Raw genomic sequence first — 12,378 nt, 5'->3', positions numbered from 1 at the left:
TCTCTCCCTCTCTGCCGCACCTCAGAGCGCAGGCAGCTTCTCCGGTGCAAATCCCGCGGCTGGCAAAAGCTCCACCCCCGCCTTCGACATCCGCACTTCGACCCCCGCCGCAACCAGCGCCTGTTTCATCGCATCGACGGGGGCAAAATCCTTGGTCTCCATCGCGCTCGCGCGCAGGGCGGCGAGATGCTCGGCATAGGCCGACAGATCCACCACCGGTGCCTCGGCCCACGCGCCCATATCGTCCAGCAACAGCCCCAGCATCTGTGCCGATGCCTTCAGCTCCGCCGGATCGCTCAACGCATGCAATGCCGCAATGGCGCCCGCCGTGTTCAAATCATCCGCAAGCGCGTCGATGACAGAGGGCGCTGCGGCCGGCGCGGGTTCGATGCCCGCAACGGCCGCCCGCCACTTGCGCAAAGTGGCCTCGGCTTGGCGCGCCTTCTCAGCCGTCCAGTCCATCGGCTTCGAATAATGCGTCTGCAGGAACACAAAGCGGATCACCTCGCCCGGAATGCCCTCATCGAGAAGATCGCGCACGGTGAAGAAATTACCCAGGGATTTGGACATCTTCTTGCCCTCCACCTGCAGCATTTCATTATGCAGCCAGAAACGGGCAAACTCGCCATGCGGATGGGCGCAGCAGCTTTGCGCGACCTCGTTCTCGTGATGCGGGAATTGCAGATCGATGCCACCGCCATGGATATCGAAACTCTCGCCAAAGAGCTCGTAGCTCATTGCCGAACATTCGATATGCCAACCCGGACGGCCACGGCCCCATGGGCTGTCCCAACCGGGCAGACCGTCATCCGAAGGCTTCCACAAAACGAAATCCATCGGGTCTTCTTTATAAGGTGCCACCTCGACCCGTGCGCCCGCGATCATATCGTCGACCGAACGCCCCGAGAGCTTGCCGTATTCTTTATAGGAGCGCACACGGAACAGCGCGTGACCCTCGGCGGCATAGGCATGGCCGCCCTCGATCAGCCGCTCGATCATCGCGATCATCGCATTGATGTAATCGGTCGCGCACGGCTCGTGGTCTGGACGGGCAGCGCCCAAAGCATCCATATCCGCATGATACCACGCGATGGTTTCCTCGGTGCGGGCGCGGATCAGTTCCTCGAGGGTGCCTGCAGCCCCCTCTTCGCGGCGTTTCAAAGCGGTCGCGTTGATCTTGTCATCCACATCCGTGAAGTTGCGGACATAGGTCACCTGTTGCGCCCCGTAAACATGGCGCAGCAGCCGCTGCAGCACATCGAACACCACCACAGGGCGGGCATTGCCCAGATGCGCGCGGTCATAGACCGTCGGCCCGCACAGATAGAGCCGCACATTTGTCGGATCAATCGGCGCGAAATCCTGCACCTGACGGGACATCGTGTTGCGCAAGCGTATCTGGGTCATCTCTAATCTCTCCCCCACAGCATGGAACGGCCACCGCTCGGGCGGGTTCGGGGTGTGAGCTTTGGGAAAGCATGACCGGACCGCCCGACGAATGTCAGCCGATAATGCAGCAGATCGTGATGGTTGCGGTCTGGGTCATGGGCCATCTCTTAGCCTGAGTGCGGACAGATGTGAAGCGCAAACTCAACACATGGGGGCCAATCGGAACGTCAGGACAAACGGCGCGTTACCTTGATGCCTTACGGGACTATCCTTCCCGCGACAAACAGGAAATACGCATGAACGAGACCGTGATCCCTGACCGTTCCTTTCGCGCCGTGACCGAGGAGGCCCGTCAATCGGGTGGATTCTGTCACGAGCTGGCACATCACGCGCTGGCCTATCTGCCGCAAGGCGGGGCCGCGGGGCGGCATCTGGTGGTCAGCTTCGGCAATCTTACGACAAGCCAGACTGGCGGCGAGCAGCATCCTTGGGGACAACACCTGCTTCAGGGACAAGGCTGGTCGGTGCTCGGCGTCATCAACAACCGCAATGACTGGTATCGCGATGCAGAACTGATCGCGGCGCTCGAGACCCTGCGCGACGAAGGCTTTTTCAAACGCTTCGACCGTGTGAGCTTTTACGGCGCCTCGATGGGCGGGTTCGGGGCGCTGACCTTCTCGCAGCTCGCGCCGGGGGCGCATGTGGTCGCCTTTGCGCCGCAATCGACGCTCGATCCCTCCCGCGTGCCTTTCGAGGACCGGTACGCCGCTGCGGCCCTGAAAGGCGATTGGTCCCTTCCTTATGGTGATGCCGCCTATAGCACGAGAGATCTCGCCTCGGCGGAGATCTTCTACGACCCGTTCATCGCCCAGGATAAAGCCCATGCCGAACGGCTTACCGCCCCGCAGGTCCGGTTTCACCAGCTACGCCATTTCGGCCATAAGCTCCCGTTCGTTCTGCTGAAACTCCGTCTCCTCAAAGAGGTGTCGCTCCACGCGCTGACGGGCGATCTGAGCGACAGATGGCTGGCCCGGGCGCTCCGCGTGCGCCATCAATATGTGTATTACACGACGTTGATGCTGACGAATGCCCACGCGCGCGGGCATGACACGCTGGCGATGCGCGGGACCGATCTGGCATTGCGGCAGACCGATCACTGGAAACTCAGAAAACTCCGCAAAAGCCTGCGCACTACCACGGACGACAGTGAGGCCCGCGTCGCGACGCGCCCCTGAAGGCGCCTCGCGCAAGATCTGAGGGTCAGTCCATCGCCTCGACGACGAGCAGTTCGCGCTCGGCTGCGCCTTTGGCATGGGTGAGCGCGGCCTGATAGGACGGACCGTTATAGCAATCCACGGCGGCCTCGAGGCTCGGGAACCAGGCCACTACATTGCGCGGGCGCTCCTTGCCCTCGAGTTGCACGAAACGCGCCCCACGCGCCAGAAACTTACCGCCACTCTCGGCAATTGCAGGGCCTGCCAGCTCGGCATATTTGCCATAGGCCTCGGGGTCGGTCACGGTCACATGGGCAATCCAATAAGCACCCGGCATCGGTTCTCTCCTGTCAGAAAAAAGGGCCGCGGATTTCCCCGCAGCCCCGTTTGGTTATTTGCTTTCGATCAGCGCTTTGACCGCGGCAATGGCCTCATCCGATTTCGACGGATCGGCACCGCCTGCCTGCGCCATATCGGGACGACCACCGCCGCCCTTGCCACCCAGCGCACCGGCCGCCGCACGGACCATATCCACAGCCGACAGACGCGCGGTCAGATCCTCGGTCACACCTGCGGCCACAGCTGCCTTGCCACCGGCATCGGCCACCAGAAGCACCGCGCCCGAACCGAGCTTGGTCTTGTATTCATCCACCAGCGGCGGCAGATCCTTGCCGGTGACACCAGTCAGGAACTGCGCCACAACCTTGATGCCGTTGATCTCTTCGGCCTCGTTACCGCCGGTGGACCCACCCGACATAGCCAGTTCCCGGCGCAGCTGTGCCACTTCATTGGCCAGAGCCTTGCGCTCGTCCGAAAGCGCTTTCACACGCTCTGCCAGGTCAGCAGGCGCCGCCTTGAGAACATGAGCTGCCTCGACCAGATGCGCTTCCTGCGCCTTGAGATAGTCGATCGCGGCCTGACCGGTCAGCGCCTCGAAGCGGCGCACGCCCGCGGAGGAGGCGCTATCGCCAAGCGCCACGAAGGCCCCGATATCACCGGTGCGGGTCACATGGGTGCCGCCGCAAAGCTCCAGCGAATAGACATCACCCGCCGTGCCCTTGCCCGAGCCCGCCAGCTTGCCCATCGAGACCACGCGGACCTCATCGCCATATTTCTCGCCAAAGAGCGCCTGGGCGCCAAGGCCGCGGGCGTCATCGGGGGTCATGATGCGAGTATCAACGGCAGTGTTCTGGCGGATGAACTCGTTCACCTCGGCCTCGACGCGGGCCATTTCCTCAGGCGAAAGCGCCTTGGCATGGCTGAAATCGAACCGCAGACGGTCCTCGGCATTGAGCGAGCCCTTTTGGGCCACATGATCGCCCAACGCACGGCGCAGCGCCTCGTGCAAGAGGTGCGTGGCCGAGTGGTTCGCACGGATCGCCGAGCGGCGCGCATGGTCCACAACCAGACGTGCGCCCTGACCGCGGGCAATCTTTCCCTCGGTCACCTCGGCGATGTGGATGAACACGCCCGCCACCTTCTTGGTGTCGGTAATGCGCGCCTTGCCTGTTTCGGTCTCGATCAGGCCGGTATCGCCGACCTGACCACCGGACTCGCCGTAGAACGGCGTCTGGTTGACCACGATCATGCAGGTGCCGGTGCTATCGGCAATCTCCGCCCCTTCCGCGACAAGCGCGGTGATCTGGCCTTCGGCCACTTCTGAATCGTAGCCCAAGAATTCGGTCACGCCCAGCTTATCGGCCAGCTCGAACCAGATCTTGCCATCTGCCGCCTCACCCGAGCCGGACCATGCGGCACGCGCCTTGGCCTTCTGCTCTGCCATCGCCGCATCGAACCCGTCGGTATCGACGGTCAGTTTCTTCTCGCGCAGCGCGTCCTGCGTCAGATCCAGCGGGAAGCCATAGGTATCATAGAGCTTGAACGCCGCCTCTCCCGGAAGGGCCGCCCCTTCGGGCAGGTTCGCCAGTTCGTCATCGAGCAGCTTCAGACCACGGTCGAGCGTGACCTTGAAGCGGGTCTCTTCCAGCTTCAGCGTCTCCTCGATCAGCGCCTGCGCCTGACCCAGCTCGGGATAGGCTGCACCCATCTCGCGCACCAGCGCCGGCACCAGTTTGAACATCACCGGATCCTTGGCCCCCAGCATATGCGCATGGCGTGCGGCACGGCGCAGGATGCGGCGCAGCACATAGCCGCGTCCGTCATTCGAGGGCATCACGCCATCGGCGATCAGGAACGAGGTCGAGCGCAGGTGATCGGCAATCACGCGGTGATGGACATTGCCCGGACCATCGGCATCGGTCGAGGTGGCATGGGCCGAGGCCTCGATCAGATGACGCATCAGATCGGTGTCATAGTTGTCATGCTTGCCCTGCAGGAGCGCGCCGATCCGTTCCAGCCCCATGCCGGTATCGATCGACTGCATGTCCAACTCGACCATCGAACCGTCTTCGAACTGCTCGTTCTGCATGAAGACGTTGTTCCAGATCTCGATGAAACGGTCGCCATCCTCGTCGGGGCTGCCCGGAGGACCACCTGCAATATGCTCGCCGTGGTCGAAGAAGATCTCGGTGCAGGGGCCGCAAGGGCCGGTCGGCCCCATCTGCCAGAAGTTATCCTTGGTGGGGATGCGGATGATGCGGTGATCCTCGAAACCGGTGACCTTTTTCCAGATCTCGGCGGCCTCGTCATCGGTGTGGTAAACCGTGACGAGAAGCTTGTCCTTCGGGATATCGAAATCCTTCGTCAGAAGCTCCCATGCGTAATTGATCGCACCTTCCTTGAAATAGTCACCGAAGGAAAAATTCCCCATCATTTCAAAGAACGTGTGGTGACGCGCGGTATAGCCCACATTGTCGAGATCGTTATGCTTGCCGCCTGCGCGCACGCATTTCTGCGCGGTGGTCGCGCGGGTGTAATCCCGTTTCTCGACACCGGTGAAGCAGTTCTTGAACTGCACCATGCCGGAGTTCGTGAACATCAGGGTGGGGTCGTTGCGCGGCACCAGCGGCGAGCTGGGCACGATCCGGTGCCCGTTCCGCTCGAAGAAGTTGAGGTAGGTGGACCGGATTTCGTTCAGAGAGACCATATCATGCGCCCTTTTTGGGGATTTTCACCCGTTTAGCGCCGCGCGGGCTGGCTGTCCAGCAAAGCGCGGCGAGATCGGGCTGTTGTGGTCTATAATTCCTTGCGGAAGAAATAATCGGCATAGGGGTTATCGTTATAGCGCTCGGTCTCGGACCAGCCCGTTTTAAGATAGAAAGCCCGTGCCTCGGGAAGTTTTGCCGAAGTATCGAGCACCAGTTCCCGATGCCCCAAAGCATAGGCGCGTGTCTCGGCCTCGCGCATCAAACGCTGAGCGAGCCGCATCCCACGCGCCGAAGGATCGAGCCAAAGTCTTTTGATTTCAGCACGTTCCCCCATATCCTTGACCGCGACACATCCCATAGCTACCCCTTCCGACAAGGCCAGCAGGAAGGTGCCACGCGGCGCACGCATCGCATCGGCCTCGGGTTCACCTGAACGCGCACGATCGAAATACTCGCCAAATCGGCGAGAAAGTTCGGCCACATAGGCGTTCACACAGGCGATCGCGCGGGCATCATCGGGATCGACCTCGATAATTTCGATCCGCTCGCTTCCGATCACCGAGGCGACAAGATCCACAGCCTTCAGGAACGCGTCGCGATCTTTGACCCGCGCAAGCACGGCCTGCGCCGCCTGATCGGATAGGGCCTCATAAGCCTCGAATTCCCGCTCCCCTTTACGCGTGCGCAAAATGCGCTTGCGGCGGCCGTCTTTCGGATCGGGCGAGAGAACGATCAGCTCCTCGGCCTCGAGCTTGCGCAAAAGCCGGCTCATCAGGCCGGAATCGAGATTCAACCGCTCACGCAGTTCACCGACATCGGAAACTCCCGATCCTACCGAATGCAGCACCCGCGCCTCCAGAAGCGGCCGCCCGCGCCCCAGAAAGCTCGCATCCAGCGCTCCGAGTTCCAGCGTCACCACCCTGTTGAAGCGCCGCAGGCGATCCACGCCTCTTTCGACATCCCGCATAATACCTGACCTATGTTTTACATTATATCTGACTTTAGTCAGCTTAATCTGCCAAGCAATAAAAAACCGGGCCATGACGGTCCGGTTTTCTTACTACGCTTACAAAAGAGGCTTATTCCTCTTCTGTCAGCGCATCATCCTTATCGTCGGAATCGAGGTTCAAACCATGGCTCGAACGGATCTTCGCTTCGATCGCATCCGCAACATCGGGATGATCACGCATGAACTGCTTGGCGTTCTCGCGCCCCTGCCCGATCCGCTCATCTCCGTAGGAATACCACGCGCCCGATTTCTCGACGACACCGGCCTTTACGCCAAGGTCGATCAACTCGCCAACCTTGGAGATGCCTTCGCCATACATGATGTCGAATTCGACCTGTTTGAAGGGCGGCGCCACCTTGTTCTTGACCACCTTCACGCGGGTCGCGTTCCCCACCACCTCGTCACGGTCCTTCACCGCGCCGGTACGGCGGATATCCAGACGCACGGAGGCGTAAAATTTCAACGCGTTACCACCCGATGTGGTTTCGGGGTTACCGAACATGACGCCGATCTTCATACGGATCTGGTTGATGAAGATGACCATGCAGTTGGAACGGCCGATCGATGCGGTCAGCTTGCGCATGGCCTGGCTCATCAGGCGTGCCTGCGCACCGACCGTCGCATCGCCCATGTCGCCCTCGATCTCGGCTTTCGGCGTCAGTGCCGCGACAGAATCGACCACAACAAGGCTCACCGCGCCCGAGCGCACGAGCGTATCGACGATTTCAAGCGCCTGCTCGCCGGTATCGGGCTGCGAGATCAGTAGTTCATCAAGATTAACGCCCAGCTTGCGTGCATAGGACGGATCCAGCGCATGTTCGGCGTCGACGAAGGCACAGACCCCGCCCTTCTTCTGTTCTTCCGCGACCGTGTGAAGCGTTAGCGTGGTCTTGCCCGAGCTTTCGGGCCCGTAGATCTCGACGATCCGGCCCTTCGGCAACCCACCGATACCCAGTGCGATATCCAGCCCCAGAGAGCCTGTCGAGGTCGATTCAATATCGATCTTGGCGCCTTCGCCAAGCTTCATGATCGAGCCTTTGCCAAATTGTCGCTCAATCTGCGAAAGCGCCGATTCCAGTGCTTTCTGCTTATCTGCTTTCATCTTGTCCGCCATATCGAAAAGGCCCGCCGTTACCATTAGGATCATCTCCTTATTTCACAGTGCACGCCGGATCACAATTGCCCGGACATGGTGAATGTTCTAGTAATGTTCGTTAAGCCGAATTTGGGACCAAAACAAGAACAATTCAAGCCATCGGCTTCATAAACCTTGCGCCCGTTTGGTTAATCAATAGTTTATATGCCAATTGCATCGCGGCAGATGCACAGGATCGATAAAATTTTAGGCGGACAATGCTCATATTCTGGGACCAAAAGCTGGTTTTTCTTGCGACACCAAAGGCCGGATCGACAGCGATCGAAACCGCGCTGGAACCCCTCGCCTCTGTTTCGATGCAGCGTCCGGTTCCTCTCAAGCATATGACGGCGCTCGATTTCCACAACCATCTCAAGCCCTATCTGACAGAGAATTCCGACACCCCTTTCACAACCGTCGCCCTGATCCGGCATCCCGTGGAGTGGTTGCGCTCATGGTATCGTTTCCTGCTGCGGGATAGCTTCGATCTACCCGAGAACCCCCTTCAGGGGAAAAGCTTCGAGACCTTTACCCTGGATTTCATGACAGGTTCTCTTCCGGCTTATGCGCAACTCAAAACTCAGGCCCATTATCTGACCGACGGTCAAGGCAAACTGCTTGTGGATCGACTCTACCGCTACGAAAACATTCAGGATTTCGTACATTTTCTCGAAGACCGGTTGATGTTCGAGATATCGCTGCCACGGATCAATGTGCCGCCTATGGTCAACACGGATCTGAGCGCGCCCGTCGAGGCGCGCTTGGTTGCATTCATGGCAGATGATTTCCACCTCTATGAGGAAATGGCTCAGCCTCAGCCAAGCTGATTCTGCACCGTCGCAGTGAGTTCGCTGAGCGAGAAAGGCTTGGGCAGGAAGGCCGAGCCCTTGATCGGCGGTTTGCCATCAAGGAAAACATCCTCGGCATAGCCCGACATGAAGACAACCGCCGTACCGGGACGCTTCTTGAGCGCCTCGACCACCCATGTCGGCCCATCCATTCCCGGCATGATGACATCGGTCACGAAAATATCCACTGTCAGTCCCTCGTCCTCGAGGATTTCCAGCGCTTCTTCGGCATTCTCGGCTTCGAAAACGGTATAGCCGCGCAATTTGAGCGCGCGCGACGCAAAGGCCCGCACCGGGGCCTCGTCCTCGACCAGCAATACAGTGGCCGTGCGGTCATTCTGCGCCAGTTCCTGCGTGACGATCGGCTTGGCAACATCCTCCTCATCGGCCTGTGTCTTGTCATGCGCGGGAAGCAGGATCGTGAAACAGGTGCCCGAGCCGAGCACCGAGTCGCAGAAGATATAGCCCCCCGTCTGCTTGATGATCCCGTAGGCCGTCGAAAGCCCCAAGCCGGTGCCCTCGCCCGTGCGCTTGGTCGTGTAGAAGGGTTCGAAAATCTTGATCAGCTTGTCGGGCGCAATCCCCATACCCTCGTCGATCACCTTGACGGAGACGTAATCGCCTTTGGGTACCGAGACTCGATCGCGTTTGAAATCTTCCTTGAGATAGAGGTTCTCCGTCTCGATCCGGATCTCTCCGCCTTCCGGCATGGCATCGCGCGAATTCACCACGAGGTTCATAAGAACCTGTTCGAGCTGGCGTTTATCGGCCCTGATCTGGCGCAGATCGAGGGGGTGCTGGAGCGACAGCAAGACCTTCTCCCCAACGAGGCGATTTAGCAGATGGGTCAGATCGGAAAGCGTATCGCGCAGATCCAGCACCTGCGGTTTCAAGGTCTGCTTGCGCGAGAAGGCCAGCAGCTGTCCGACCAGCGACGCCGCACGGTTGGCATTCTGCGAGATCTGGTCGAGATCGGCAAAATCGGGATCGCCCTTATCGTGGCGCAGCATCAGCAGATCGCAATGGCCCGAAATCGCCGTCAGCAGGTTGTTGAAATCATGCGCAACACCGCCAGCCAGCTGGCCGATAGCCTGCATCTTCTGGCTCTGGACAAATTGCGCCTCCAGCGTTTTCAGCTGCGTCGCATCCGAAAGAACCGCAACCAATCCGGGACGCCCCTCCTCGACCACACGGCTGAGCGTGATCTGAAGATAGGTCTCCTTATCGCCGTGACGGGTCCGGAGCACTTCAGGGCGATGTTCGGCACGTCCTGCCAGCGCATCGACGACCCAGTCATTCACCGGCCGCCCCAATCCCTCGAACATATCGACCATCGTCGGATTGGGCGGCAAAAGCCCCAGAAGCGCCCGGCTGGCGCGGTTGGAAGCAATGATGCGCCCCTGCCCGTCCACACGCAAAAGCGCCACGGGAAGCGCCTCGAACGAGGCCGGATCATGCGGGATCGGCCGGTTTTCCGACACCGGGAGCAGATAGATCTCGCGCCGACCCGCGCGAGCCTCGATCTCGGACACAAGGCAGCGGATCGGGCCGTTCGGCGTTCCGATCTCGTGCTCTTCGCCCGAACGCAGAGGCAGGTCATTGAAAATACGGTCGAGCGTGCGATACCGTTCGCCCGTCAGGCGGCGCAGTGCCTCATTCATAAACAGGATCGTGCCGTTTTTAGACGCGGTCAGCATCGGCAGGCTAATGGTCTCGGCCCCGCGCCCGCCAGAGGGGCGCTCGGCCATATCTTCCAGCCGCCAGAGGAAATCACCATCGCCGATCTGATGCACCGACAACCGCACATGGCCGCGACGGGTTACAAGATCCTCGCGCGCAGCGCCCAGAGCCGTAGCCTTTGCCTGCAACCGGTTCAGCACCGATCCGGGATTGGCAAACAACTCGCCCAATGCATGGGTCAGGCTTTGCTGCCCGCGCGAGCCGAACCGTTCCAGCGCCGCGCGGTTCTGATAGCCGATCTCTCCTTCCGCATCGGTCGTGAAGGAGGGCGAGGCATCCTGCGCCACGAAATTCGCGATCTGCAGATGCATCTGTCGCCGCTGCCTGCGCGCCCAGACCTGGGTCAGCTTCATTCCGACCGAGATCGCCACAAAAGTTGTGGCCACCGCAAACAGCGCAATCATCACGATCCGGTCCTGCACCACCAGCCCCGCCACGATCGCCCCCAGCGCCGCCATCAGCAGATAAACGGCACCAGAGCTCGCAACACCGGCATTTCTGCCAATGTTCTCCACGGGCTGATCGGGATGCGCCACCTTATGAACCTCGTTTTTGTCTTTGTTCTCAGGCATGAAGCATCAAATCAGTTAAGGGCAAATTAACAGGCATCAAAGCACAACCTCTAATTGTGTCTCCTGCGGCGGATATATACGAGGCCAGCGACCACAGATCATTCGGCCACACGCTTGAATATCGAATAGAAAAACCCGTCCGAGCCATCCTGAGTGGTCAGCTGGCGATGGTCAATCCATTCCCATTCAGGGTTAACCGAAACTTTCTGAGCCTGCTGGTCATTCTCGCATTTAAGCAGCGAACAGGTCATGTAGACGAGATATCCGCCCGGCCCGACATAGGCCTGAGCCTCGCGCAGGATCCGGTCCTGAAGACGCACCAGCTCGTCGAGGCGGGCGGGCGTCAGTGCCCATTTCGCATCGGGTGTCCGCCGCCAGGTGCCCGATCCCGAACAGGGCGCGTCGATCAGCACCATATCCCACTCTCCCGCCACGGTCTCGGGCAGGAGCACATTGATCCGCGTGCCCGCGCGCCCGGCACGGACCGGCAGATCCTTCATCCGTCCCGCATCGATATCATGCGCGTCGATCTTCAGATGCGGTGCATGCGCCGCAAGCGCCAGCGCCTTGCCGCCACCGCCCGCGCAGTAATCGAGCACGCGCGAGACGCCCTCGAGCGGCAGCGCCTCTATGGCGATCTGCGAGGCAAGATCCTGCAGCTCGACCGAACCTTCCTGATAGGCACGGGCATTGCGCAGCTTGCGCGCGCCCCGCGTCACCTTCAGCGCACTCAGCGCCGCCGGATGCGGCTCGGCATCGATATCATCGCAGCGCAGCTGGGCTTGTGCATCCTCGCGCGTGCATTTCGCCAGATTGACCCGTAAGAACACTGGCGCGCGTTCGCGCTGCGCCAGACTGACCGGCCCGAAATCCGCGCCCAGATCGTCCTTGAGCCGGGGAACCAGCCATTCGGGCCAGTCAAGCAGCTCCACCCCCTCGGGAACCGGCCCCAGCAGCGCCTGTTCTTCCTCGGGCGAGAGCGGCGTGGGCGCATGCCCGATGCCGGAAAACACCTCGGCCAGATCCCGCCCCTCGGCGCGGCAGGCCCCGATCATCAGACCCCGTCCGCCCGCGCTCCCGCCCAGACGGGCAAAACTCTCGCGGCAACGCAGCGCATCGAACACATGGTCGCGGATCGCTGCACGGTCTTTCGAGCCTGCAAAGCGGTTATTGCGTGCCCATGTCGTCAGGCACCGCTCCGCCGGATCGCCCGACAGAACCAAATCCAAAATCTCGATCGCTGCTGCGACCCGGGCTGCCGGGGTCATGGGAACCTCTTCCTTTTTCCTATCGCTACGCAAAGATCGGTGACTTTGCCAGTGTTGTTCACGATTTAGCCAGTGCCTTGTGGCAATCAAACTCCCGACGTTGCGTGAGCCCCACACCCCGACCCATTGCCCTTTTCTCGGGATGCACAGCCCCTA

At 60.6% G+C, this 12,378-nt stretch carries 9 protein-coding genes; 2 read left to right on the top strand and 7 right to left on the bottom strand.

Going from position 1 to position 12,378, the window contains the following annotated elements; all coding sequences use genetic code 11:
- Nucleotides 1-21 precede the first annotated feature (21 nt).
- The gene (gene cysS, locus VSX56_RS12625; protein ID WP_350937549.1) at nucleotides 22-1,407 is read right to left on the bottom strand and encodes a cysteine--tRNA ligase; all 1,386 of its coding nucleotides are present in this window, start codon (nucleotides 1,405-1,407) and stop codon (nucleotides 22-24) included.
- A 278-nt stretch (nucleotides 1,408-1,685) separates the two neighbouring features.
- Here cysS and VSX56_RS12620 point away from each other — a divergent pair, with 278 nt between their 5' ends.
- Nucleotides 1,686-2,624: a hypothetical protein gene (locus tag VSX56_RS12620; protein ID WP_350937547.1), complete on the top strand. Its 939-nt coding sequence runs from the start codon at nucleotides 1,686-1,688 to the stop codon at nucleotides 2,622-2,624.
- A 25-nt stretch (nucleotides 2,625-2,649) separates the two neighbouring features.
- On the opposite strand, the gene VSX56_RS12615 is transcribed toward VSX56_RS12620, so the two are convergent.
- The 4 genes from VSX56_RS12615 to recA all read right to left on the bottom strand — a co-directional run bounded on the left by VSX56_RS12615 (nucleotide 2,650) and on the right by recA (nucleotide 7,797).
- The gene (locus VSX56_RS12615) at nucleotides 2,650-2,940 is read right to left on the bottom strand and encodes a DUF1330 domain-containing protein (RefSeq protein ID WP_339112949.1); all 291 of its coding nucleotides are present in this window, start codon (nucleotides 2,938-2,940) and stop codon (nucleotides 2,650-2,652) included.
- A 54-nt stretch (nucleotides 2,941-2,994) separates the two neighbouring features.
- Nucleotides 2,995-5,649 carry an alanine--tRNA ligase gene (gene alaS, locus VSX56_RS12610; RefSeq protein ID WP_350937544.1) on the bottom strand — a complete coding sequence of 885 codons (2,655 nt, stop codon included), beginning with the start codon at nucleotides 5,647-5,649 and terminating at the stop codon, nucleotides 2,995-2,997.
- Between the two features lie 89 nt (nucleotides 5,650-5,738).
- On the bottom strand, nucleotides 5,739-6,617 hold the full coding sequence (locus tag VSX56_RS12605) for a bifunctional helix-turn-helix transcriptional regulator/GNAT family N-acetyltransferase (RefSeq protein WP_350937542.1): 879 nt from the start codon (nucleotides 6,615-6,617) through the stop codon (nucleotides 5,739-5,741).
- Nucleotides 6,618-6,729: 112 nt separating this feature from the next.
- On the bottom strand, nucleotides 6,730-7,797 hold the full coding sequence (gene recA, locus VSX56_RS12600; protein ID WP_339114522.1) for a recombinase RecA: 1,068 nt from the start codon (nucleotides 7,795-7,797) through the stop codon (nucleotides 6,730-6,732).
- A gap of 215 nt (nucleotides 7,798-8,012) precedes the next feature.
- Between recA and VSX56_RS12595 the strand changes: the two genes are divergently transcribed.
- Complete coding sequence (locus VSX56_RS12595; protein WP_339112952.1) at nucleotides 8,013-8,621, top strand: hypothetical protein; 609 nt, start codon at nucleotides 8,013-8,015, stop codon at nucleotides 8,619-8,621.
- Here the strand turns inward: VSX56_RS12595 and VSX56_RS12590 are convergent.
- Entirely contained in the window at nucleotides 8,609-10,954 is a 2,346-nt protein-coding gene (locus VSX56_RS12590; protein WP_350937540.1) for an ATP-binding response regulator, read from the bottom strand. The two genes, VSX56_RS12595 and VSX56_RS12590, sit on opposite strands and share 13 nt — an antisense overlap.
- A 98-nt stretch (nucleotides 10,955-11,052) precedes the next feature.
- A complete protein-coding gene (locus tag VSX56_RS12585) occupies nucleotides 11,053-12,222 on the bottom strand; it encodes an RsmB/NOP family class I SAM-dependent RNA methyltransferase (RefSeq protein ID WP_350937538.1) in 1,170 nt (389 codons plus the stop codon).
- Nucleotides 12,223-12,378 lie beyond the last annotated feature (156 nt).

It is taken from the genome of Thioclava kandeliae, from assembly GCF_040297545.1.
GTDB classification, from domain to species: Bacteria; Pseudomonadota; Alphaproteobacteria; order Rhodobacterales; family Rhodobacteraceae; genus Thioclava; species Thioclava kandeliae.
This window is presented reverse-complemented; position numbering and strand designations above follow the sequence as displayed.

Coding starts and splice junctions, on each gene's coding strand:
- cysS (WP_350937549.1), bottom strand. CDS start 1,407: ATGACCCAGATACGCTTGCGCAACACGATGTCCCGTCAGGTGCAGGAT.
- VSX56_RS12620 (WP_350937547.1), top strand. CDS start 1,686: ATGAACGAGACCGTGATCCCTGACCGTTCCTTTCGCGCCGTGACCGAG.
- VSX56_RS12615 (WP_339112949.1), bottom strand. CDS start 2,940: ATGCCGGGTGCTTATTGGATTGCCCATGTGACCGTGACCGACCCCGAG.
- alaS (WP_350937544.1), bottom strand. CDS start 5,649: ATGGTCTCTCTGAACGAAATCCGGTCCACCTACCTCAACTTCTTCGAG.
- VSX56_RS12605 (WP_350937542.1), bottom strand. CDS start 6,617: ATGCGGGATGTCGAAAGAGGCGTGGATCGCCTGCGGCGCTTCAACAGG.
- recA (WP_339114522.1), bottom strand. CDS start 7,797: ATGGTAACGGCGGGCCTTTTCGATATGGCGGACAAGATGAAAGCAGAT.
- VSX56_RS12595 (WP_339112952.1), top strand. CDS start 8,013: ATGCTCATATTCTGGGACCAAAAGCTGGTTTTTCTTGCGACACCAAAG.
- VSX56_RS12590 (WP_350937540.1), bottom strand. CDS start 10,954: ATGCCTGAGAACAAAGACAAAAACGAGGTTCATAAGGTGGCGCATCCC.
- VSX56_RS12585 (WP_350937538.1), bottom strand. CDS start 12,222: ATGACCCCGGCAGCCCGGGTCGCAGCAGCGATCGAGATTTTGGATTTG.